Genomic DNA, 23,010 nt, shown 5'->3' on the forward strand with positions numbered 1-23,010 from the left:
TGGGCCGGTACTGTCAGAAGTACGTGCTGAACAGGTTCGTGGACGGCCAGGTCGTCAGCGCGTTCGCGACCTTGTGCAGCGGGGCGCTGAAGTCGTCGTACTCGTAGGTGAGCCCGGACGGGTCGTCGCGCTGGTCGAACAGCAGCGCCCAGGTCACGCCGTCGTAGCGGCGCGTCACGATCGTGCTGGTCCCGTCGAGGGCGCCGGAGTGCCAGGTGTTCCGGCCTCCCGTCACGTCGCGCACGTACCAGCCGAAGCCGTAGTAGGACCCGCCCGAGTTCAGGCCGGTCTCCGGCTTGGCGAAGATCGAGGCGATCGAGGAGGAGTTCAGGACGCTCGTCCCGCCGTCGTGGATCTGGGTGAAGCGGACGTAGTCGACTGCGGAGGCGAGCCACCCGCCCATCGGGGTGCGGTTCTCCACGTTGAACGTGCCGTAGGGGGCCGGGAGCGTCGTCCCTGCCTCGTCGAACACCGACGGGCCGGTGCGCTGCGAGAAGTAGGGCACCTCCCCGGCCGCGCGGCCGGCCGCCAGCGACCTGCCGGGCCGCATCCGGGTGATCCCCATGGGGGCCAGCACGTTCTTCTGGACGTACTGCTCGTAGCTCGTCCCCGCGGCCTTGGCGATGATCTGGCCGAGCAGCAGGTAGCCGTAGTTGCTGTAGGCGAAGGTGGAGCCGGGGTCGTGGTCGAGTTTCAGGCCCGTCCCGTACTGGACCATGTGCTCCCGGGTGATCGGCAGCGGGACGCCCAGCAGTTTCGCGGTGGTGCGGTCGCGGTAGGTGGGGTCGCCGGAGATGTCGCGGTCCCAGCCGCCGAGGTGCTGCAGCAGCCGCCGCACCGTCACCTGGCCGAGGCGCGGGTCGGCGGACTGGCCGGGCGGCGGCGTCAGCGTCAGCAGGTCCGTCACGCGCGCCGACAGGCTGAGCCTGCCGTCCTGGACGAGCCGGGTGACCGCCGTCGCCGTGACGGCCTTGCTGAGGCTGGCGAGCCGGAACAGCGACGTCGGCTGGACGCTCAGCGCCGCGTCGTCGCTCCAGGTGTATCCGCGCGCGAGCACGAGCTTGCCCTTGCGCATGACGGCGAGCGAACCGCACGGGATGTTCCGGGCCTGCATCAGCGACTTGACGGCGGTGTCGAAGCCGCCGAGCCCGGCGCCCGCCGTCCCGGAGACCCGCCACGTCCGGGTGCCGGCCCGCGTCGCCGCCTTCCGGGACGCCGTCCCGCATCCGCCGGCGAGTGCGGGCGCCGCGAGGCCGAGCCCCGCGGATCCCATCAGCCTGCCGAAGTCCCGCCGGCTGAGCCCCTGCGCCATCGCGTCCCCTCCCGATCACCCTCCCCACATGATCCACATGGGGGTGAGCGGGAAAAATAACATGATCTTGGGGGCGATATGGCCGGTTTCCGGCGGGAACGCGCGCGGGTCACTCCTCCGGGGCGAGGGTGCGGGCGGCCGCGCGCAGGCTCGCGAACAGCCGGGCCTCCTGCGCCCTGGCGGCGCGGACGTCGCGGTCCGAGAACAGCGCGTCGTGCAGCCCGGGAAGCCGCTGCGTGGCGTAGCCGGTGTCGATCCCGGGCGCGTAGATCTGGTGCCGGTACCAGGGGCGGCCCGGCAGCCCGGCCGCGGTCAGAAGGTCCCGCTCCGTCCGCATGATCTTGTCGTTGAGGCGGCGGAACGCGGCGGTGTCGCCGTCGCGCAGCGCCTTCTCCGCGCGCGCCTGGAGCGCTTCCGCCGCGCGCTGCCAGGCCCCGGCCTGCGCGATGTCGCGCGAGACGTCCACGACCACGGAGCCGAGCCGCCTGCGCTGCTCGGCGGTGAAGTCGGCGAGGTAGCGGGCCGTCTCCTGCGCGTACGGGCGGTAGCCCATCGCGATCACGTCGGCGTTGGCGAGCCGCAGCGTCGCGATGCCAGCCAGCCGCGACATCGCCGCGTGGTACTCCCAGGACGGGTCGCCGAAGTGCTCCATCCAGTAGAAGTCGTCGCAGGAGCAGTGGTAGTTCCCGGACGATCCAGGCGACGCGGAGCCGACGTCCATGGCGGGCACCCCGTACCGCTGGAAGAACGCCTGGAAGTCCGAGCCGCCGCCGATGCGGTCGATCGGGGTCTCGCCGGCGTTCTGCGCCTTCCACGCCTCGTAGAGCGTCCCGTCCGTGCCGGGCCAGCGCACTTCCTTGGAGGCGTCGATGACCGAGCGGTCCAGCGCGGGCGTCGCCGACGCGCCGAACTGCGACCCTCCGGCGCCGTCCATGTTCACGTAGGCGACGGTGTTGCGGAGCAGCTCCGCGCGCTGCTCGGCGTACTCGGTGGAGCCGAACAGCCCGTACTCCTCGCCGTCCCACGTGGCGAGGACGACGGTGCGCTTAGGGCGCCACCCCTTCTTGAGCAGCGTCCCCAGGGCACGGCCCACCTGGAGCACGTTCTCGGTGCCGGACAGGTTGTCGCTGCTGCCGTACGCCCAGGAGTCGTGGTGCGCGCCGAGCATGACCTCCTGCTCGGGGTGCTCGCTGCCGGGGATCCGCACGATGACGTCCCACAGCGGACGTACCTGGAAGGTGTTCCTCAGGTCCAGGTGCGCCCGCGTCCCGCCCGGCCCGAACCGGTACGTGAACGGAAGGCCGCCCTGCCATTCCCTCGGCACCTCCTTGCCCTTCAGCGCGCGCAGCAGCGGCCCGGCCGCGCCGTAGGAGATCGGCGTGGTCGGGACGAGCCCCTTCAGCATCGGCGCCTCCGACGGCGGGACGCGCCGCGCGCCCTTCACCGACGGCCAGCCGGGCGTCTGCGGGTCTCCGGCCGCGAGCTGGATCTGCGCGATGCTGCCGCGCTGGATGCCGTCGGAGGCGCGCCACGGCCCGGCCGGGTACACCGGCCCGCGCGCGGACCCGTCGTCGGCGGGGTCGGAGAAGATCAGCACGCCCCTGGCGCCGCGCCGGGCGGCCTCGCGCGGCTTGATGCCGCGGAACACCGACCCGTACCGGACGAGGACGATCTTGCCCTTGACCGAGACGCCGTTCTCGGCGAGCAGGGCGAAGTCCTCGGGGCGGCCGTAGTTGGCGTAGACGACCTCGCCCCGCACGTCCCCGGACGGCGACATGCCGTTGTGGGACGGGACGACGTCGTCGTAGAACTCCTGCCACGGGCGCCGCTTCTCCTTCACCGGCAGCGTCAGGCGCCGCGGCGCGGTCATCTCGACCTTCACCCGCTCCGGCATGGACAGGTAGGCGTAGTACGTCCTGACCTCGGGTTTCAGGCCGTACGACCGGAGGCGGGCGACGATCCGCCCGACGCGGTGCCGGTCACCGGTCGTGGTGGCCAGCGCGGGCTCGCGCGCCAGTTCGGCGTCCAGGTCGCGGGCCGTCCGCGCGGACGGGACGGCCGACAGCAGCCGCTCGTACCGGCGCTGCCACTTCGCGTTCTCCGCGGTGAAGCCCGCGATCGGGCCGTCCTGCGCGGGGGCGGGGGGCGAGGCCGCGGCCGGAGCCGCGACCGCGACCGCGAGGACGGCGGACAGGACGGGGCCGCCGATCGCGGCCGGTGCCCGGGTTCGGGAGCGAAACACCGGTGATACCTCCCAGTACGCGTTGTATGGGCGCTGATGTACGGGTGCGCCCGGAACGTATGTCGTGATCACGGGAAGATCCAGAACGTCTGCCGGATCCGGCCATCCCACCGGGCCGATCGGGCACCATGGTGGGCGTGCCGGCCTCCCCGAACCCACCCGCCGCGCCGCGTCCGGCGGAGCTGGAGGCGGTACTGGAACGGATCACCTACGCGAACGAGGACACCGGGTACACCGTCGCGCGCGTCGCGACCCCCAAGAGCGGCCCCGACCTGCTCACCGTCGTGGGCGCGCTGCTCGGCGCGCAGGTGGGGGAGAGCCTGCGCCTGGTCGGGCGGTGGCGCTCGCATCCGAAGTACGGCAGGCAGTTCGAGGTCGACTCCTACACGACCGTCCTGCCGGCGACGATCCAGGGCATCCGCCGCTACCTCGGCTCCGGCATGATCAAGGGCATCGGCCCGGTGATGGCCGACCGGATGGTCGGCCACTTCGGCACCGACATCCTGCGCGTCATCGAGGAGGAGCCGGAGCGCCTCGTCGAGGTGCAGGGCCTCGGCCCCAAGCGCACCAAGCGGATCGGGGACGCCTGGCAGGAGCAGAAGGCCATCAAGGAGGTGATGGTCTTCCTCCAGGGCGTCGGCGTCTCCACGTCCCTCGCGGTCCGCGTCTACAAGCAGTACGGGGACGCCTCCATCGACACCGTCCGCAAGCGGCCCTACCAGCTCGCGTCGGACGTGTGGGGCATCGGGTTCAAGACGGCCGACACCATCGCGCAGGCCGTCGGCATCCCGCACGACAGCCCCGAGCGGATCAAGGCGGGCCTCCAGTACACGCTGTCGGAGGCCGCCGACGACGGGCACTGCTTCCTGCCCGAGCCCAACCTCGTCACGGCGGCCGAGAAGATCCTCGGGGTCGGGCGGGAGCTCATCGTCCCGGCGCTGGACGAGCTGGCGGGCGAGGAGGGCGTCGTCCGCGAGCCGATCCCCGGGGAGGGAGAGGACGCCGCGACGATCCCCGCCGTGTACCTCGTCCCGTTCCACCGGGCCGAGCGCTCCCTGGCCCGCGGGCTGCTGGAGCTCCTCGACGCCCCCGCCGACCGGCTCAAGGCGTTCGCCGACGTCGACTGGGACAAGGCGCTCCCGTGGCTCAAGCGGCGCACCGGCCAGGCGCTCGCCCCCGAGCAGGAGGACGCGGTCAAGCTCGCGCTGACGTCCAAGGTGGCCGTGCTGACCGGCGGCCCCGGCTGCGGCAAGAGCTTCACCGTCCGCTCGGTGGTGGAGCTGGCCGCCGCCAAGCACGCCAAGATCGTGCTGGTGGCGCCGACCGGGCGGGCGGCCAAGCGGCTCGCCGAGCTGACCGGGCACGAGGCCGCGACCGTGCACCGGCTGCTCCAGCTCCAGCCGGGCGGCGACCCCAGGTTCGACCAGGACAACCCCCTCGACGCCGACCTGGTCGTGGTCGACGAGTGCTCCATGGTCGATCTGATCCTGGCCAACAAACTGGTGAAGGCGATCCCGCGCGGCGCGCACCTGCTGCTCGTCGGGGACGTCGACCAGCTCCCGTCCGTCGGCGCGGGCGAGGTGCTGGCCGACCTGCTCGGCGCCGAGGCCGTCCCGCGCGTCCGGCTGACGAGGATCTTCCGGCAGGCCCAGCAGTCGGGCATCGTCGTCAACGCGCACCGCGTCAACTCCGGCGAGCACCCCCAGACGCGGGGGTTCCCCGACTTCTTCCTGTTCCCCTGCGACGAGCAGGACGAGGCCGCCGAGCTGACGGTGGACGTCGTCGCCCACCGCATCCCGCGCAAATTCGGCCTCGACCCGCGCCGCGACGTCCAGGTCCTCGCCCCCATGCACCGGGGCGCCGCCGGGGCCGGCACGCTGAACTCGCTGCTCCAGGAGGCCCTGACCCCGCACGACGACACCCGTCCCGAGCGCCGCTACGGTGGCCGCGTGTTCCGCGTCGGCGACAAGGTCACCCAGCTCCGCAACAACTACGACAAGGGCGAGGCGGGCGTCTTCAACGGCACCGTCGGCGTCGTCGCGTCCGTGTCCCTGGAAGAGCAGTCACTGACCGTCGTGACCGACGAGGACGAGAGCGTCGACTACGCCTTCGACGAGCTGGACGAGCTCGCCCACGCGTACGCGATCACGATCCACCGCTCGCAGGGCAGCGAGTACCCGGCCGTCGTCATCCCGCTCACCACCGGCGCGTGGATGATGCTGCGCCGCAACCTCCTCTACACCGGGATCACCCGGGCCAAGAAGCTGGTGGTCCTCGTCGGTTCGCGCCGGGCCCTGGCCGCCGCCGTCCGCACCGCCGGCGCGGGCCGCCGCCACACCGCCCTCACCCACCGCCTCTCTCAGCGATAGCGGGCCAGCTCCCAGGGGTCGTGGGCGCAGAACACCTCGACCTCTCCGGTGCGCGCCAGCTCCCGAAGCCGGGCCACGTTCGCGAGCCGTAGCTCCCGGTCGACCTCGCCGCCCGCCTGGACGAGCTCCATCAGCGGATGCACGACCGGCTCCGGGCGGTCGACCTCGCCGTGGTACATGTACGCGTCTCCGGCGTGCAGCAGCCAGCGGGCGCCGTCGCGGACCGCCACGCCCGCGTGCCCCGGCGTGTGGCCGCCGAGCGGCACCAGCAGGACGTCCTCGGGCACGCCCTCCAGCGACCGGACGCCCTCGAAACCGTGCCAGGTCTCGCCTCCGGCGCCCGCGTAGGCGACCCACTTCGGGCCGTGGGCGAGCTGCGCCGGGGTCTTGCCGCCGTCGGCGAGCTCCGCCTCGAACAGGTGCACCGCCGCGTCCGGGAAGTCGCTCAGCCCGCCCGCGTGGTCGCGGTGCAGGTGCGTGGGGACGACGTGCCGGACGTCGGCCGCCGCGTACCCGAGCGCCTCGATCTGCCGGACGGCCGTCGCGGACGGGTCGAGCGTCGGGCCCGCCATCTCCACCCAGTCGTCCAGGAGCCGTTCGGACGGGCGCTCGATGTCGCCGAGCCCGATCCCGGCGTCCACGAGCACGAGCCCGGCCGAGCCGGTCTCCACCAGCAGCACGTGGCCCGCGGCCGGCGCGGGCCGCAGCGGGCTCTCCGGGCCGTCCGCCGGTTCGATCTCCCGCATGGGAGCGCAGTCGAGATGGTGTACGCGCATGGAGAACTCCTTCAGACCAGGTCGCCGAGCTGGCGGGTGACCTCGTGGATGACGGACACGTCCCGGCGGACGCGGGCCAGCATGACGGCGCCCTGGACCGACGACAGGACGAGCGCGGCCAGCGGATCGGCGCGCTCGTCCGGCACGCCCCAGCCGCGCAGGGCGGCCGCGATGCCGTCCTGCCACTCGGCGTAGGTGCCGTCGCAGGCGGCGCGGATGGTCTCGCTCTCGGCGGCCGTCTCCAGCGCCACCGTCGCGACCGGGCACCCCTTGCCGAAGCCGGACTCCAGCAGGGCCCGCGCGAAGTGGTCGCCGAGGGCCGCCAGCCCGGCCCGGGCGTCAGGCGCGGCGACGAGGGCGCCCGCGAGCGCCTCGCCCACCGCGCGGCCGGACAGCGCGACCGACTCCGACGCGAGCTGCTCCTTGCCGTCCGGGAAGTGGAAGTACAGCGAGCCCTTCGGCGCCCCGCTCTCCGCGAGGACCTGGTTGAGCCCGGTGCCGTGGTAGCCCTGCCGCTGGAACAGCTCCGCCGCCGTCCGCAGCACGCGCTCGCGCGTCTCCCCCCGAGGTGTCATGGGGCGATTCTAGGTAGACTGGTCTACTAAATGCAAGGGCGGATCGCGGCGTGCAGCGCCTCCATCGCCCCGGCGATCCGCGCGCGCGTCTCCGCGGTGCTGACCAGGCCGTCCTCGCCCACGTCGGGCCGGGTCACCGGGATCCGCGCGCACGCGGCCTCGACGATCTCGGTGCCCGCGTAGCCGAGCACCTTGCGCAGCGAGGCGTGCGCGTCGCCGCCGCCCGTGGGCGCGGAGGGGGAGGCCACGTTCAGCCAGGCGACCGGCTTCTCGTAGATCTCGCCGCCGCCGATCGTCCAGTCGAGCAGGTTCTTGAACGAGCCGGGCGGCGCGCCCGCGTACTCCGGGGTGCAGATCAGCACCGCGTCCGCGGCGCCGATCGCCGCGCGCAGTCCCGCGACGGCCGGGTGCAGCGGCTCGCGGTCGTCGTCGGGGTTGAAGTGCGGCAGGTCGCCCATGCCGGTGTAGAGCGTCGTGTCGAGCCCGTCCGGAGCCACCGCCTGCGCGGTGCGCAGCGCCGCCTCGTTCGTGGACCCCTTGCGCAGGCTCCCGCAGAGCATCAGCACGTTCGTCATGATCGTCAGGTTATGCGTCAGCCGGTGACGGTCAGCCGGTCCAGGCGCAGGCCGGTGAAGGCGTCGGCGGTGACGCCGCGGGCGCGCTCGGACCAGACCAGGTGGTCGTGGCGGGACCACAGCGGCATCGCGGGCATGTCGCGCAGCAGGGCGCTCTCGGCGAGGCGCGCGGGGATCACGCCCTCGTCGGGGGTGGCCGCGCGCTCGGCCTCGGCGAGGAGGCCGGTCGCGTACTCGTCGTCGAGACCGGTCCCGGCGTCCAGCAGCGGCGCCAGCGCGGCGACGGGCGCCGGGTAGGCCGCGGTGGCGTGGACGACGAAGGGGCCGTCCACCTGGTGGGAGTCCACGGCCTCGCGCAGGTCGGCGACCGGGCGCGGGCGGGCGTCGAGTCTCAGTTCCCTGCCGAGCTGGGCGGCGACGGCCTTCACCCACGCGTCGTCGCCCCCGCCCGCCTCGTACCAGAGGTTCAGCGGGCCGCTCAGCCCGCCCACGTCGCCCAGCGCGGCGACCGCCGCCTTGGAGTCGTGGACGCACAACCGGCACTGCCCCTCGCGGTGGCCGGGGCGGATGCCCGGCGCGACGAGCGAGTCGGCGGGGGAGTACTGGTGGCCGAGCGGCCCCTCCGTGACGGCGGACCGGTCGATCGCCATCGACAGCGCCGTCCGGACGGCGGGGGACGACAGCCGCTCCACCCGGGCCGGGAACGCCAGGTAGGTGACGTCGCGGCCGGGGACGGCGAGGTGCCGGTCGCCGAAGTCGGCCTCCATCGACTCGTGCCGGTCCGGCGGCACGAGCGTCGCGACGTCGAGGTCCCCGGCGCCGGCCGCGGCGTACTGGCGCTTCGCGTCCGGCATCGCCCGGACGACCACGGAGCGACCCTCGCCCGAGCGGCGGCGCAGGACGATCTCCCGCGCGGTCCGCGACCTCACCCGGAACGGCCCGTTGCCGACCGGGGCGCGGCCGTAGGACGCCCAGTCGCGCGACGCCAGGACGCTCTCCGGCACCGGGAAGAACGCCGGGTCGCCGAGGAGGGCGGGGAACCCGTTCAGCGGGCGGTCCAGCGTCACCTCGAAGGTCAGGCCGTCCTTCACCTCCAGGCCCGCGACCGCGTCCTCGCCCGCGCGGGCGCCCTTCACGCGGGCGACCTCGGTGAACAGCCGCGACCCGGCCCAGCGCTCGCGCAGCACGGCCGTCCATGCGCCGGTGAACGAGCGGGACGTGACGGGCGAGCCGTCCTGGAACGTCGCGCCGGGACGGAGCCGGACCGTCCAGACGCGCCGGTCCGGGCTGGTGACCGACGCGGCGGCGGCGTTCACGGGCGCGCCGGTCTTCGGGTCGAAGGAGACCAGGCCCGTCCACACCGCGTTCGCGATCATCCGGCCGGAGGCGTCGCGGACGTCGCCGGGCAGCAGCGTCGCGGGGGCCGGGGCGCCGACCGAGATCCGCGGGTCGGCGGGCTCGCTCCACGCCTTCAGGGCCGCGACCGGCGCCACCAGCACCGCCACGGCGCCGGCGACCAGGGCGGCGGTGCGGGCTGAGCTCTTCACTGGCCTCTCCCGGGAGCTGGGCGGTCCAGGGGAGGGTAGACCACGGTGTCAGGTCCCACCAGTCCTCACGGTGCTGAGTCCATTTCGTGACCCGGGGACCTGTTGATCAAGCCGGCGCCGCCGGTCACACTGGCGCTTGCGAAGATCCATTCCGTGGAGGCGCGATGCTCCCCCGCACATCCTTTCCCTCCGGACGCCTGCTGCAGGGCGGCGTCGCGGTCGCGGCGTCCGTGGCGCTGATGGCCGGCAGCGCCTGGGCGTGCCCGCCCGAGCCGGAGAAGACCCAGACCGAGCAGGCCGCCGCCACCGGGGGCGAGGGCGCCGGCGGCCACGCCGGGCACTACCACCGGGCGGCCGCCGCGAGCACGAAGTCCGAGGCGGTCAAGGGCGTGCGGCGCGTCGGCGGCGTCCCGGACGCCAAGGGCGCCATCTCCCTGATGTTCATGGACTACGGCCAGGGCCGGCACAAGCGGACGATCATGTACGCGACCGGCGAGTTCGGGCTGAAGGCCTACGACATCAGCGCCGACCCCCGCGTCCCCAAGCTGGTCGGGCAGCTGAACATGCCCGGCATGTGGGAGACCGAGGACACCGACTTCGACCCCAAGCGCAAGATCATCTATCTGTCCCGGGACCCGCGCGCGTTCGGCGGCAACACCGCCACCGGCGAGTCGGGCATCTACGTCGTGGACGCCTCCAAGCCGGAGAGCCTGCGCCAGATCACCTACGTGACGGTGCCCGCGGGCCACACGACGACCTGCGTCAACGACTGCAAGTACCTGTGGACGGGCGGCCCCGCGAAGGCCAGCTGGATGCCCGCGGACTGGGGCGGGCGCCCCGTCTGGGTCACCGACGTCCGCGACCCGGCCAGGCCGAAGGTCCACAAGGACCCGATCGACACGGGCCGCAACGACGGCAAGACCGACTACACCCACGACATCCAGGTGGACTCCGACGGGGTCGCCTGGGCGTCCGGGCGCGGCGGCGTGCGCGGCTACTACACGACCGGCCGCCACTACGACCCCGTGCGGAAGAAGTGGCGCAAGGCCACCGCGGTCGACCCCGTCCCGTACGCGGGCGGCGGGCTGGACGAGGCCACCACCAACTCCACCTTCATGCACAACAGCTACCGGGCGGTCGGGCAGACCAAGAACCAGGCGGCCGACCCGCGCAGGTGGGGCAACGGGAAGCTGCTGTACGTCACCGAGGAGACGTTCAACGACGGCTGCGCCAACGACGGCCTGCTCGTCATCGCGTCGCTGCGGGGCTCCTACGGCGGTGAGGGCTGGCGGTCCACGCCGGAGCACAAGTTCCGGCTGAACACCGTCGCGACGTGGGGCGTGGCCGGCAAGGAGGGCAGCGACCCCGAGAGCACGGACTGCTCGGCCCACTACTTCGACGTCCGCGACGGCGTGATCGCCCAGTCGTTCTACTCGCAGGGCACCCGCTTCCTGGACGTCACGGACCCGACGAACCCGCGGCAGGTCGCCTACTACCGCCCGGCGGACGCCGCGTCCTGGCAGCCGTACTGGCACGGCAGGTACGTCTACGTCGCCGACAACACCCGCGGCGTCGACGTGCTGGAGCCCACCTTCCGCTGACCGCCGCACCGGGGCTCCGCCCCCGCACGAAGGCCCGTCCTCATCCCCCCGAGGACGGGCCTTCGTCCCGCTCGGGCCGGCTGACGCGCGTTTCGGTCTCGCCCGCGCCGCGCTCGGCCGCCGCGACCGCGGACCCGGCCGCCCGGCGCAGCTGCTGACCGGCCTGCTGGACGACCTGGACGGGCCGCGCGGGCAGGTGCCGCGAGGCGCCGCGGTGCCGCCGCCAGTGCTCGCGGGCGCGGGCCCGGTGCTCGACGCGCAGGTTCTCGATGAGCCGGTCGATGTCCATGGACACCTCCCCGTACAGCGGCCACAGGTCGCCGGCCGCGGCCCGCTCGTGCAGCCGCCGGGTGAGGCGGGCGCGGCGCTCGCGGGCCACGTCCACCCGCACCTCCAGCTCGTGCTCGGCGAGGAACGGCCGGGCGTCGCGGGTCAGGTCCGAGCGGGCCAGTCGGCCGTAGGAGGCGACGCTCGCGGCGATCCCGGCCAGCGCGTCGCCGAGCTCGCGGCGCAGCTCGGCGTCGGTGAGCAGCCGGCCCCGCTCCCCGAGCCGCTCGTCGTCGGCCAGGGACCGGGTCAGCCCGCGCAGCGACAGCGTGAAGTGCTCCATCGTCTCCATGGCGTTGCGCAGCGCGACGCCGGCGTCGATGAGCCGCCGCGCCCGCGTCCGCGGGTTGAGCCGGACGCTCTCCTCGGCGGCGCCGAGCTCGCGGTCGGTGCGGCCGAGCTCGCGGGCGAGCCGCTCGGCCTCCGCCTGCCAGCGGGCCGCCTCGCCCTCGGTGCGCTCGCCGCGCAGCCCGTCGGCGATGCCGGCGATCAGCTCCCGCAGGCTCTCGGCGACGTCCTGGACGGCCTCCTCCGCGGGCCGCACCCGCACCGTCGGCACCAGCAGCGTCGCCGCCAGCCCGGTCGCGGCGCCGATCAGGGTCTCCAGGACGCGGTCGGCGGCGCCCGCCTCGCTCGCCGACCCCAGCGCGAAGATCAGCATCGCGGAGATCGGCGCCTCCAGCACGTGCTCGCCGAGGCGCAGCACGTGCCCGATGACCAGGGCCGCGAGGATCGTCAGGCCGAGCGTCCACCAGGAGAACCCGATGGTCCCCGCGGCCAGCACCGCGATCAGCACCCCGGAGGTGACGGCGGCGACCCGCAGCACGCTCGCCTTGATCGTCTGGTAGACGGAGAACTGCACGACGAGCAGCGCGGTCAGCGGCGCCAGCAGCGGCTGCGGCCCGCCGGCCGGCAGCACCTCCAGGGCCAGCACGAACGCCAGCGTGGCGGTGACCGTCAGGCGGGCGATGCGGTACGCGGTGGAGCGCACCTCCGTCGCCACGCGCAGCGGCGAGCGGCCGCCGCGGCCGGCCTCGCCGGAACGGCGGCGGAAGAACACGAGCGACATGCGCTCTGTCATTCCCGCAGGCGGGCAAAGGTCACAGGAGTGGACAAAGATCACAAAAACGACGGGGGCCGGGTCACTCCCGGCGGCGGGCGCGGAACGCGGCGACGTTCGTGCGGTTCGCGCAGGCCTCCGAGCAGAACCGGCGCCGGCCCGCACGCGAGGTGTCGGCGTACACGCGGTCGCAGCCGCCGGCGGCGCAGACGCCCGTCCGGCCGAGCCCGTGCTCGACGACCAGTTCGGCGAGGTTCATGAGCGTGGTCGCGCGGAACCGCTCCACCAGCCGGGACGACGGGGGCGCGTAGTGCATGTGCAGGCCGTGCGGCTCGTGGTCGGCGAGGTGCGGATGCATCGGGATCTCCAGCATCAGCCGGTTCAGCATCGCCGTCGCCTCCTCCAGCCGGTCCGCGTCGAAGAAGGGGCGCAGGACCCGCCCCCAGCGCCGGAAGTCGGCGGCGTCGGCGTCCTCGAACTCCTGCCAGAAGAACTCGTTCTCCCGCAGGAGGCGGCGCAGCGCGTCCGGGGAGTCGTCCCCGTCGGCGCTCGTCACGGCGTTGACCAGCGCGGCGGCGGCCGCCACCCCGTGACTCTTGTATCCAGTGATGCGCATTACCCGGGCCTCCGGTCCCGCAGCCGATCAGTAAATGTTATCTTGTTTACAACCCTTACAGACGTCCCTGGGATGCGCGGTGGAATGCCCACGCTGTGGCTGGCCTGAGTCCGATGTCTACGAGGTGCTGTCGCGGCACCTCACCTCCGAGGGAGTGGTCACCTACACGCGCTGCGCCTGCGGCAGGCCGCAGATGCGCGTGCAGCGCTTCGAGCCGGGCCCGGTCGCGGCGGCCGGACGCGACGGCGCGCCGGAGCACCGCTAGTGCCGCCAGCGGGTGGCGGCGGCCACCTGCTGCGGCGTCGCCCCGTCCAGCAGCGCGATCTCCCCGCGCCGCACCGCCGCCACCGTGTCGGTGACGGCCTCGCCGAGCGCCTCGCGCAGCACCGCGTCGGCCTCGAACGCCGCCACCGACTCGGCCAGCGACGCCGGCAGCGGGGCGATGCCCCGCGCGGCGCGCTCCTCCTCCGCCAGGCCCGCCGGATCCACGTCGACCGGCTCCGGCAGCCTCAGGTCGGCGCCGAGGCCGTCGCGCCCGGCCGCGAGGAGCGCCGCCAGCAGCAGGTACGGGTTGGCGGCGGCGTCCAGGCACTTGACCTCCAGGTTCGCGGCGGTCTCCCGCTCGCCCTCGGCCCCCGTCACGAACCGCAGCGCGGCCTCCCGGTTCTCCAGCCCCCAGCACGCGTACGCGCCCGACCAGTGCGACGGGATCAGCCGCAGGTAGCTCGCCACCGACGGCGCGCCTACCGCGAGCAGCGCGGGCAGCCGGCGCAGGATGCCCGCGGCGAACGCCTCCCCGGCCGCCGTCATCCCGTACGGCCCGGGGCCGCCCGCCATCGCGTTCACCGCGCCGTCCGCCGCGCCGTCCCGCCACAGGCTGAGGTGGGCGTGCGCGCCGTTGCCGACCGAGTCGGCCTCGACCTTGGGGGAGAACGAGGCGGCCATCCCGTGCCGTAGCGTCACCGCCCGGATCGTCTCCCGGACGAGCACGGCGGTGTCGGCCGCGCCGACCGGGCCCTCGGCGGCCACCGACACCTCGTACTGCCCGGCCGCGTACTCCGGGTGCAGCTGGACGACGGTCACGCCCGTCGCCCTGAGCGACTCCAGGACGTCCCGCAGGTAGCCGGCCAGCTCGGTGACCCGCGTCATCCCGTAGGCGGGGCCCTTGCAGGCGGGGGAGAAGTCCTCGCCGTCGCCGTCCGACACCGCCCACTCGATCTCGAACGCGGCCTTCACCGTGAAGCCGAGCCCGGCGAGCCGGTCCGCCTCGCGGCGCAGCAGGGCCCGCGCGTCCAGCGGGTGGACGGACCCGTCCTGGGCGTACCGGAGCGCGGGCGCGTGCGCCCAGCCCGGCAGGGCGGCCAGCGGGACGAGCCGGTCCAGGTCGGGGTGCAGCCGCAGGTCGCCGCTCGGGCCGCCGATGTGGCGCCCGGACACGATCGAGTCGTCCAGCAGGAACACGTCGAACACCGGGGACATCCCGACGCCCCACGCCGCGGCGTGCTCCAGCCGGCCCACCGGGACGGTCTTGGTGCGGGTGATCCCGCTGACGTCCACCCACGTCAGCGCGACGGCGACGATGCCCTCGCCGGCCAGTCTGCGCGCCGCCTCGGCCGCCCGGGCGCCGAGCCGGTCCCGCTCGCGCCCGTCCAGGACCCGCCCTCCGGCGTCGCTTCCACGGAGTGCGGTGTGAGAGGTGGGTTCCACGGTTGCTCGCTCCTGGTCGGGTGGCGGCGAAGGGAGGTGAACACGCTCCGTAAGGGCATCGTAGGGAGAACGCAGTCGTGTTTCAGGAAGGATGCGGAAGCCGTGCTGGAGTATCTGGAGTCGCTGCGGCTGGTCGACCACCACTGCCACGGCGTCCTCGGCGAGGATCTCGGCAGGACGGCGTTCGAGGCGATGCTCACCGAGGCGGAGACCGCGGGACCGCCCGGCGTGAGCATGTTCGACACCCAGGCCGGGTTCGCGCTGCGGCGCTGGTGCCCGCCCGTCCTGGGCCTCGACGCCCACGCCGAGCCGGAGGAGTATTTGGCGCGCCGGGCCGAGCTGGGAGCCGCCGAGGTCAACCGCCGGTTCCTGGCCGCCGCCGGGCTCGACGCACTGTGCGTGGACACCGGCTACACGCCGCGGGCGATCCTCGACCCGCCCGGCCTCGGGCGGCTGGCCGGGGCGCGGGCGCACGAGATCGTGCGGCTGGAGTCCGTCGCGGAGCGGGTGGCGGCGGACGGCGTCGAGGCCGGCCGGTTCGCCGGCGAGGTGCGGTCCCGGCTCGACGCCGCGGACGCCGTGGGGGCCAAGTCGATCGCCGCCTACCGGGCCGGGCTGGAGCTGTCGGGCGCGCGGCCGTCGGACGCGGAGGTCGCCGGCGCGGCCGGGCGGCTGATGCGCGCGGCGGAGAGCGGCGATGCCCCGCCGCGCGTGTGCGACGAGATCCTGCACCGGTTCCTGGTGTGGTGCGCGGTGGACGCCGGGCTGCCCGTGCAGTTCCACGTCGGCTACGGGGACGCGGACGCCGACCTGCGCCGCGGCGACCCGCTGCTGCTCATCGAGCTGCTGCGCGCCATGGACCCCGTCCCCGCGATGCTGCTGCACAACTACCCGTTCCACCGGAACGCCGGGTACCTGGCGCAGGTGCTGCCGAACGTGCACGTCGACGCCGGCCTGGCGACCCACAACCTCGGGCACCGCTCGCCCGCGCTCATCGCCGAGCTGCTGGAGCTGGCGCCGTTCGGGAAGGTGCTGTACTCCTCGGACGCGTTCGGGCTGGCCGAGCTCTACCACCTCGGGGCGCTGCTGTTCCGGCGCGGGCTCGCGGGGTTCCTGGCCGGGGGAGCGGAGGACGGCGCCTGGACGGCCCGCGACGCCGAGCGGGTCGCGGGGCTGGTCGCCTCCGGCAACGCGCGCCGGGTCTACGGTCTGGAGTGAGCCGATCTTTCCGGCGGAACCGTTGATCGGGAGGAAGCGCAATGGCCGCACGTGAACGCCTGCTCGTCATCGGGGGCGACGCCGCGGGGATGAGCGCCGCGTCCCAGGCCCGCAGGCTGCGCGGCCCGGACGAGCTGGAGATCGTCGCCGTGGAGCGCGGGCACCACGCGTCCTACTCGGCGTGCGGCATCCCCTACTTCGTCGGCGGGGTGGTGGAAGAGCTGGACGCGCTCGTCGCCCGCACGCCCGCCGAGTTCCGCGAGCGCGGCATCGAGCTACGGCTGCGCACCGAGGCCGTGGAGATCGACACCGGCGGCGGCCGGGTGCGGATGCGCTCCCTCGACGGCGGCGGCGAGCGCTGGGAGCCCTACGACCAGCTCGTGATCGCGACCGGTGCCGACCCCGCGCGCCCGGACCTGCCCGGCGCGGACGCGAAGGGCGTCCACGGCGTGCAGACGCTCGACGACGGGGTGGCGATCCGCCGCGCGGTGGAGGAGGGGAGCCCGCGCCGCGCCGTCGTGGTGGGCGGCGGCTACATCGGCCTGGAGATGGCCGAGGCGATGGTGATGCGCGGTCTGGAGGTCTCGCTCGTGGACTTCGCCGACCAGCCGATGCGCACCCTCGACCCGGACATGGGCGCGATCGTCGCGGAGGCGATGCGCGGCATCGGCGTGCGGCTGCACCTGGGGGAGCCGGTCGAGGGATTCGACACCTCCCCGGACGGGCACGTCACCGCGGTCCGCACGCGCGACGGCGCGCTGCCCGCCGACCTGGTCGTCCTCGGGCTCGGCGTGCGGCCGGCCACCGGCCTCGCCGAGGACGCCGGGATCGAGACCGGCCCGACCGGCGGGATCGTCACCGACCGGCGGATGCGCACCCGCGCCGAGCGGGTGTGGGCGGCGGGCGACTGCGTCGAGACCCGCCACCTGGTGTCGGGGGCGCCGGTCGCGATCGCGCTCGGCACGCACGCCAACAAGCAGGGCCGCGTCGCCGGGATCAACATCGGCGGCGGCTACGCCACCTTCCCCGGCGTGGTCGGCACGGCCGTCTCCAAGATCTGCCGGGTGGAGGTCGCGCGGACCGGGCTGAACGAGGCCGAGGCGGCCGCGGCCGGGTTCGAGACGCTGAGCGTGGCCGTCGAGTCCACCACCCGGGCCGGCTACATCCCGGGGGCCGTCGCGATGACCACCAAACTGATCGCCGAGCGCCGTTCCGGACGGCTGCTCGGCGCGCAGATCGTCGGCGAGGAGAACGCCGCCAAGCGCGTCGACGGCCTGGCGATCGCGCTGTGGAACGGGATGACGGTGGAGGAGATGACGGGCCTCGACCTCGGGTACGCGCCGCCGTTCGCGCCCGTCTGGGACCCCGTGCTGGTCGCCGCGCGCAAGGCCGCCGACGCCGTCGAGCGGGACATGCGCTCCGCGTCCTGATCCGCTTTGTCGGTGATCTCCCCTACGGTGTGGGCTCATGGCGACTGCGGGGCCGGTGGCGGCCGACGAGAGCACCTGGGTGATGCCGGACGCGTGGCGGCGGGTCGCGCATCCCCGCCGTGACCGTCCGGGGCCGTGGCCGCCGGCGCGGATCGACGCCGCCGCGGTGGGCAGGGCGCGGGCGCTGGTGGAGGCCGCCAGGGCCGGCGTCGAGGACGTCCTCGCGCTGCCCGGCACGGAGCCCGAGCTCGCCGAGCACGGCCGCGCCTACCTGAAGGGCGAGGCCGACGCGCTGGGCGCGGCGGTGGTCGCGACCGTCGCGGTGTCCAAGGGCGGCCTGCTCGAATCCGGAGGAAAGGACCCGTTCCGGGACGCGTGGGCCGCCGAGCACGGCCTGCCGTTCGCGGCGGCCGCCTTTGCCGAGCTGCCCGAGGTCACGAGCGACTACCGGCAGGCGGGGAGCCAGGCGACCTGGACCGGTGTGCGCTGGACCGGGACGCCGGGCAACTACCGCGAATGGTGGTCGGAGGAGGATGCCGCACGGCACCTGCGCGCCCTGCTGGCCGCCGCTGACGACGACGTGTACGCCGCGGCCGTCGAGGTGCTGGCGGGCCGGCGCCGGACGCCTCTGCAGCGGATGGTCGTGTCCTACCTGGTGCCGACCAGGCGGGACTGGGTGGACGAGCTCCGCGCCGACCCGGCGGTCATCGGCCTGCCGCCCTACTCGGTGCACCGGTGGATGCTGTTCTGCGCGCTCGGTGGACCGGAGCAGGCCGACCCGGCCGTCCTGCCGCTCGGCTACTACGACCGCAGGACGAGCGTCGTCGCGACCCTCGTCGACGGTGTCGGCCCGTCCGGCGCGGTGCCGCTGGTGGCCGGAGCCTTGGAAGGCCAGTACACCGACACCGACACGTACCGGAGTCTGCTGGACGTGCTCGCGCGGCTCCCCGTGGACGAGGCGTTCCAGGCACTCGTGGACCGGGCCCGCCACAAGTACGTCCAGCCCGCGTTGCTCGCCGCCGCGCGGGCGTACCCGCGGCGGGCGCTCCGCCTCCTCGCCCCGGCGGCGGGGGCGCCGGAGGCGGAGGACATCCTGCGGGCCCACCTGCTCACCCATCCCGAGCTGGTGGAGGAGATGCTGCCGGAGCTCGCGGAGGAGCCCCGCGCGGCGGTCGCCGCGCTCCGCGAGAAGATCGTCCGGGTCCCGGAGGCGTCCGGCGACGCCCTGCCGCCGTTGCTCGTGGACCCGCCGTGGGCCCGGCCCCGGACGAAGGCCAAGCCCGTCGTCATCAAGGACCTGGCCTCGCCCGGCACGCGCCGCATCGCCTGGGAGCCCGGCGAGCGGGACGCCTGGACGGTGGACCTCCACCACATGTGGCGTTGGGTGAAGCGCCTGGAGTGGCCCGTCCAGGTGGAGAAGTTCAAGGACGGCGAGCTGCCCTCCCACCAGCAGCCCGTGCTCTTCATCGAGGCGCCCGAGGGCCTCGTCCGCCCGCTCCTGGCGGGCTGGGAGCCGCCCGACCCCTGGTACGTGGGCGAGTGGATGCGGGTCGTCGTCGCCCGGTTCGAGCTCGACGCGCTGGACCCGGCCGTCTTCGCGGCGCGCCGCGACCCCGCGGGCGTGGGCGGCGTCCTCCTGCCGTTCCTGAGCGACGAGGTCGCGCTGCTCATGGCCGACTGGCTCGTCCGGCTCAAGCAGGCGGGCAGGACCGCGCAGACCTGGTTCCGGCGGCACGGCACGGCCGCCGTCCCGGCCCTGGTGCCGCCCGCGCTCGGCAAGGCGGGCGCCCAGCGCCGCGCCGCCGAGGCGGCGCTGCGGTTCGTCGCTGACCGGCACGGCGCCGAGGCGGTCGTCGCGGCGGCCCGCGTCCACGGCGACCGCGCGGCGGACGCCGTCGAGGCGCTGGTCACGGCCGACCCGCTGGACGTCCTCCCCGCGAAGATCCCGCAGGTCGGCGACTGGGCCGACGTGCGGCTGCTCCCGCAGATCCTGCTGCGCGGCCGCGAGCGGGCGCTGCCGGACGCCGCCGCGCGGCACGTCCTCACGATGCTCGCGATGTCGCGGCCCGCCGAGGTCTACCCGGGGGTGCGGACGGTCCGCGACGCGTGCGACGGGGAGTCCCTCGCCGAGTTCGGCTGGCGGCTGTTCCGGCAGTGGGAGGCGCACGGCGCGCCGTCCAAGGACGGGTGGGCGCTGGCGCAGCTCGGCCAGACCGGCGACGACGAGACCGTCCGCCGCCTGACCCCGGTGATCCGGGCGTGGCCCGGCGACGGCGGGCACGCCAAGGCCGTCACCGGCCTGGACGTCCTCGCCGCCATCGGCACCGACGTGGCGCTCACGCACCTGCACGGCATCGCGCAGCGGGTGAAGTTCAAGGCGCTCAGGGCCAGGGCGCAGGAGAAGATCGAGGAGGTCGCCGCCGGGCTGGAGCTGACCGCCGAGCAGCTCGCCGACCGGCTCGTCCCCGACTTCGGCCTGGACGCCGACGGGACCCTCACGCTCGACTACGGCCCCCGCCGCTTCGTCGTCGGCTTCGACGAGCGGCTCAAGCCGTTCGTGGCGGACGAGGGCGGCGCCCGCCGCAAGGCGCTGCCCAAACCCGGCGCCAAGGACGATCCGGAGCTCGCCCCGGCCGCCTACAAGGCGTTCTCGGCGCTGAAGAAGGACGTGCGGACCGTCGCCGCCGACCAGCTCCGCCGCCTGGAGGCGGCCATGGTCGCGCGGCGCCGCTGGTCCGCGCGGGAGTTCCGGGAGCTGCTGGCCGGGCACCCGCTCGTCCGGCACCTCGTCCGGCGCCTGGTGTGGCTCGCGTCCGAGGGCGAGGAGGCGGACGCGAGGACGACCGCGTTCCGCGTCGCCGAGGACGGCACGTTCGCCGACGTCGACGACGAGGCCGTCACCATCGCCGACACGGCGCGGGTCCGGGTCGCGCATCCGGTCGACCTCGACGGCTCGCTCGCCGCCTGGTCGGAGGTGTTCGCCGACTACGAGATCCTCCAGCCGTTCCCGCAGCTCGGACGCCCCGTCCACACCCTCGCCGAAGGCGAGGGGCAGCGCGGCAGGCTCGAACGCTTCGAGGGCCTGACCGTCCCGGTCGGCAAGGTGCTCGGCCTGACCTCGCGCGGCTGGGACCGCGGCGCGCCGCAGGACGCGGGCATCGAACCCTTCATCTCCCGGAGGCTTCCCGGAGGCCGCTACATCGTCATCGACCTCGATCCCGGCATCGCCGTCGGTGCCGTGGACGCCCTGCCCGACCAGAGGCTCGACGCGGTCGGCCTGGCGAACCGCCCCGAGCAGAGCTGGCTCGGCGGCGGCGCCACGGGCTCCTTCGCCGACCTCGACCCGGTCACCGTGTCCGAGATCATCGCCGACCTGACGACGCTCACCTGAGAAAGAGAACCCCCATGGATCTGCCGAAGGCGCTGCTGGACCCGCCGTGGGCGCGCAAGCCCGCCCCCGCGCCGTCCGGCGACGAGCCGATCACCGTCCCCGGCCTGGTGCCGCCGGACGACCGCGCGGTGGTCTGGGAACCCGGCGAGCGCGAGAAGTGGGCCGCGGTCCGTCCCTTCGGGTCCTGGCAGGACGGCGAATGGGAGAAGGCCGCCGAGGAGTTCCGCGACGGGCGGATGGGCTACGAGCCCACGCGGGCCGGTTTCCTCGCACAGGCGCCCGAGCATCTCGCGCGGCCGCTGCTGGCCGGGTGGGAGCCGCAAGTGACGTGGGACTTCGACCATTCCCTGCAGCCGATCGTGGCGCGTTTCGAGACCGCCGCCTGGGACGTGTCGGTCCGGCTGGCCAAGCAGAACCCCTACGGGACTGGCCCGGTCGTGATGCCGTTCCTGTCCGCCGACGTGGCCCGGATGGTCGCCGACTGGCTCTACCGGCTCAAGTCGGCGCAGAAACTCGCGCACGCGTGGTTCGACCGGCACGGCCTGGCGGCCGTCCCGTACCTGGTGCCCGACGCGCTGGGCAAGCGCGTCGGCCCGCGCCGGGGCGCGGTGAAGGCCCTGCGAACCATCGAGGGAGACGTCGTCGGCGCCGCGCGCGTCCACGGGGACGAGGCGGCCGAAGCGGTCGCCCGGCTCCTCGCCGCCGCGCCGCCGAGCTCCGCGCCCGTCGAACCGCCGATCAGGGCGCCGTCCCTGCCGAGGTGGCTCGACGCCGACGCCCTTCCCCGCCCGGTCCTGCGCGGAGGCGGGGAGCTGCCGCGCGACGCGACCCGCAACCTGCTGCTCGCCCTGACGGTGAGCCCCGGCGCCCGGCTCGACGCGACCGCCGTCGTGGACGGCGCCGCCCAGGTCTGCGAGCCGGAGTCGCTGACCGCCCTCGTCTGGGCGCAGTTCGAGGCGTGGCAGGCGGCGGGCATGCCCAAGGGCAGCGGGTTCGTGCTGTCGGCCCTCGGACGCTTCGGCGACGACGTGGTCGTCCGCAGGCTCGCCCCGCTGGCCAAGGAGTGGCCGGGGCGCAGCGGCGGCTACAGCAGCGCCGTCCAGGGGCTGGAGGCGCTGGTCGACATCGGCACCGACCTCGCCCTGACGCACCTCAACGGCATCGCGCAGAAGTCCCGGTACAAGGGGCTGCGGGGCGAGGCGCAGCGCAAGCTGGCGCAGATCGCGAAGCGGCGCGGCCTGACGCCCGGGCAGCTCGCCGACCGGCTCGTCCCCGACTTCGGCCTGGACGCCGACGGGACCCTCACGCTCGACTACGGCCCGCGCCGCTTCGTCGTCTCCTTCGACGAGCAGCTCAGGCCGCAGGTGGCGGACGAGGGCGGGACGCGCCGCAAGGCTCTGCCGAAGCCCGGCGCCAAGGACGACCCCGACCTGGCCCCGGCCGCCCACCGGCGTTTCGCGGAGCTGCGGAAGGACGTCCGCGCGGTCGCCTCCGCCGAGGTGGCCCGGCTGGAGTCGGCCATGGTCTCGGGCCGGGCGTGGACGCGCGACGAGTTCGGCGCGTTCCTCGTCGCGCACCCGCTGATGTGGCATCTCGCCCGCCGGCTGGTCTGGCTGGCCGGCGACCGGGCGTTCCGGCTCGCCGAGGACCGGACGTTCGCCGACCTCGACGACGAGACCGTCGAGCCCGCGGCCTCGGCGGACGTCCGGATCGCCCATCCGCTGCTGCTGGGCGACTCGCTGGCCGCCTGGTCGCAGGTGTTCGCCGACTACGAGATCCTGCAGCCGTTCCCGCAGCTCGGACGTCCCGTCCACACCCTCGCCGACGGTGCGGGCGGCGGCCTCGAACGCTTCGAGGGCCTGACCGTCCCCACCGGCAGGTTCCTCGGCCTCACCCGCACGACGTGGAAGCGCGGCGCCCCGCAGGACAACGGCATCGAGCACTGGATCTCCTGCACGCTCGCCCCCGGCGTCACCGTCGTGGTCGACCTGAGCCCCGGCATCGTCGTGGGCATGGTCGACCTGAACCCCGTCCAGACGATCGAGCGGGTCTGGATCGGCGCGGTGCCCGGCGCCCCGTCCAGTGCGATCGAGAACGGCCTCGCGGGCGTCGACCCCGTCCTCGTCTCGGAACTGCTCGCCGACCTGACGAGCCTGACCGCGCCCTAGGTGTGATGTCCAGGGAGGTTGTACCGCTCGGCATCGGTGAGTCTGTCTGACAGATGAAGGCCTCCGGTTGTGAAGTGGAGCTGTCTAGTTCACCGC

The 23,010-nt window shown here is 74.3% G+C and carries 16 protein-coding genes; 7 read left to right on the top strand and 9 right to left on the bottom strand.

Translation table 11 applies throughout. The features are described from left to right. Nucleotides 1-13: 13 nt before the first annotated feature. Nucleotides 14-1,312: a serine hydrolase domain-containing protein gene (locus AB0C84_RS14330; RefSeq protein WP_361065432.1), complete on the bottom strand. Its 1,299-nt coding sequence runs from the start codon at nt 1,310-1,312 to the stop codon at nt 14-16. A 109-nt stretch (nt 1,313-1,421) separates the two neighbouring features. Then, on the bottom strand, nt 1,422-3,554 hold the full coding sequence (locus AB0C84_RS14335; protein WP_361065435.1) for a M28 family peptidase: 2,133 nt from the start codon (nt 3,552-3,554) through the stop codon (nt 1,422-1,424). 128 nt (nt 3,555-3,682) lie between these two features. On the opposite strand from AB0C84_RS14335, the gene AB0C84_RS14340 reads away from it, so the two are divergent. Next, the gene (locus AB0C84_RS14340; RefSeq protein ID WP_361065438.1) at nt 3,683-5,923 is read left to right on the top strand and encodes an ATP-dependent RecD-like DNA helicase; all 2,241 of its coding nucleotides are present in this window, start codon (nt 3,683-3,685) and stop codon (nt 5,921-5,923) included. Here AB0C84_RS14340 and AB0C84_RS14345 read toward each other — a convergent pair. Genes AB0C84_RS14345 through AB0C84_RS14360 form a run of 4 tightly spaced genes read right to left on the bottom strand, consistent with a single transcriptional unit; the run spans nt 5,914 to nt 9,396 of the window. Beyond that, nucleotides 5,914-6,699 (bottom strand): MBL fold metallo-hydrolase, encoded by a 786-nt coding sequence (locus tag AB0C84_RS14345; protein ID WP_361065441.1) that lies wholly within the window; start codon nt 6,697-6,699, stop codon nt 5,914-5,916. The genes AB0C84_RS14340 and AB0C84_RS14345 overlap by 10 nt on opposite strands. A gap of 11 nt (nt 6,700-6,710) precedes the next feature. After that, nucleotides 6,711-7,274 (bottom strand): TetR/AcrR family transcriptional regulator, encoded by a 564-nt coding sequence (locus AB0C84_RS14350; protein ID WP_258943491.1) that lies wholly within the window; start codon nt 7,272-7,274, stop codon nt 6,711-6,713. A gap of 26 nt (nt 7,275-7,300) precedes the next feature. Next, on the bottom strand, nt 7,301-7,849 hold the full coding sequence (locus tag AB0C84_RS14355; protein ID WP_361065444.1) for an NADPH-dependent FMN reductase: 549 nt from the start codon (nt 7,847-7,849) through the stop codon (nt 7,301-7,303). Between the two features lie 17 nt (nt 7,850-7,866). Continuing rightward, nucleotides 7,867-9,396, bottom strand: coding sequence for an ABC transporter substrate-binding protein (locus AB0C84_RS14360; protein ID WP_361065447.1), 1,530 nt, complete (start codon nt 9,394-9,396; stop codon nt 7,867-7,869). A 164-nt stretch (nt 9,397-9,560) separates the two neighbouring features. Here AB0C84_RS14360 and AB0C84_RS14365 point away from each other — a divergent pair, with 164 nt between their 5' ends. After that, nucleotides 9,561-10,997, top strand: a complete 1,437-nt coding sequence (locus AB0C84_RS14365; protein WP_361065450.1) for a hypothetical protein — start codon at nt 9,561-9,563, stop codon at nt 10,995-10,997. A 40-nt stretch (nt 10,998-11,037) separates the two neighbouring features. On the opposite strand, the gene AB0C84_RS14370 is transcribed toward AB0C84_RS14365, so the two are convergent. Both AB0C84_RS14370 and AB0C84_RS14375 read right to left on the bottom strand, forming a co-directional pair. Beyond that, nucleotides 11,038-12,405 (bottom strand): aromatic acid exporter family protein, encoded by a 1,368-nt coding sequence (locus AB0C84_RS14370; protein ID WP_361065453.1) that lies wholly within the window; start codon nt 12,403-12,405, stop codon nt 11,038-11,040. 61 nt (nt 12,406-12,466) lie between these two features. Then, nucleotides 12,467-13,000 carry a CGNR zinc finger domain-containing protein gene (locus AB0C84_RS14375; RefSeq protein WP_246396242.1) on the bottom strand — a complete coding sequence of 178 codons (534 nt, stop codon included), beginning with the start codon at nt 12,998-13,000 and terminating at the stop codon, nt 12,467-12,469. Between the two features lie 79 nt (nt 13,001-13,079). On the opposite strand from AB0C84_RS14375, the gene AB0C84_RS14380 reads away from it, so the two are divergent. Continuing rightward, nucleotides 13,080-13,265, top strand: coding sequence for a hypothetical protein (locus AB0C84_RS14380; protein WP_361065456.1), 186 nt, complete (start codon nt 13,080-13,082; stop codon nt 13,263-13,265). Here AB0C84_RS14380 and AB0C84_RS14385 read toward each other — a convergent pair. After that, nucleotides 13,262-14,707, bottom strand: a complete 1,446-nt coding sequence (locus AB0C84_RS14385; protein WP_218905752.1) for a glutamine synthetase family protein — start codon at nt 14,705-14,707, stop codon at nt 13,262-13,264. The two genes, AB0C84_RS14380 and AB0C84_RS14385, sit on opposite strands and share 4 nt — an antisense overlap. Before the next feature lie 102 nt (nt 14,708-14,809). Between AB0C84_RS14385 and AB0C84_RS14390 the strand changes: the two genes are divergently transcribed. Genes AB0C84_RS14390 through AB0C84_RS14405 form a run of 4 tightly spaced genes read left to right on the top strand, consistent with a single transcriptional unit; the run spans nt 14,810 to nt 22,914 of the window. Then, nucleotides 14,810-15,925, top strand: a complete 1,116-nt coding sequence (locus tag AB0C84_RS14390) for an amidohydrolase family protein (protein WP_361065460.1) — start codon at nt 14,810-14,812, stop codon at nt 15,923-15,925. A 41-nt stretch (nt 15,926-15,966) separates the two neighbouring features. Beyond that, nucleotides 15,967-17,355, top strand: coding sequence for an FAD-dependent oxidoreductase (locus AB0C84_RS14395; RefSeq protein WP_361065463.1), 1,389 nt, complete (start codon nt 15,967-15,969; stop codon nt 17,353-17,355). Between the two features lie 37 nt (nt 17,356-17,392). After that, nucleotides 17,393-20,746, top strand: coding sequence for a DUF4132 domain-containing protein (locus AB0C84_RS14400; RefSeq protein ID WP_361065466.1), 3,354 nt, complete (start codon nt 17,393-17,395; stop codon nt 20,744-20,746). A gap of 14 nt (nt 20,747-20,760) precedes the next feature. Then, nucleotides 20,761-22,914 (top strand): DUF4132 domain-containing protein, encoded by a 2,154-nt coding sequence (locus AB0C84_RS14405; RefSeq protein WP_361065469.1) that lies wholly within the window; start codon nt 20,761-20,763, stop codon nt 22,912-22,914. Nucleotides 22,915-23,010: the final 96 nt, after the last annotated feature.

The sequence above is a fragment of the Actinomadura sp. NPDC048955 genome (genome assembly GCF_040649435.1).
GTDB classification, from domain to species: Bacteria; Actinomycetota; Actinomycetes; order Streptosporangiales; family Streptosporangiaceae; genus Spirillospora; species Spirillospora luteofluorescens.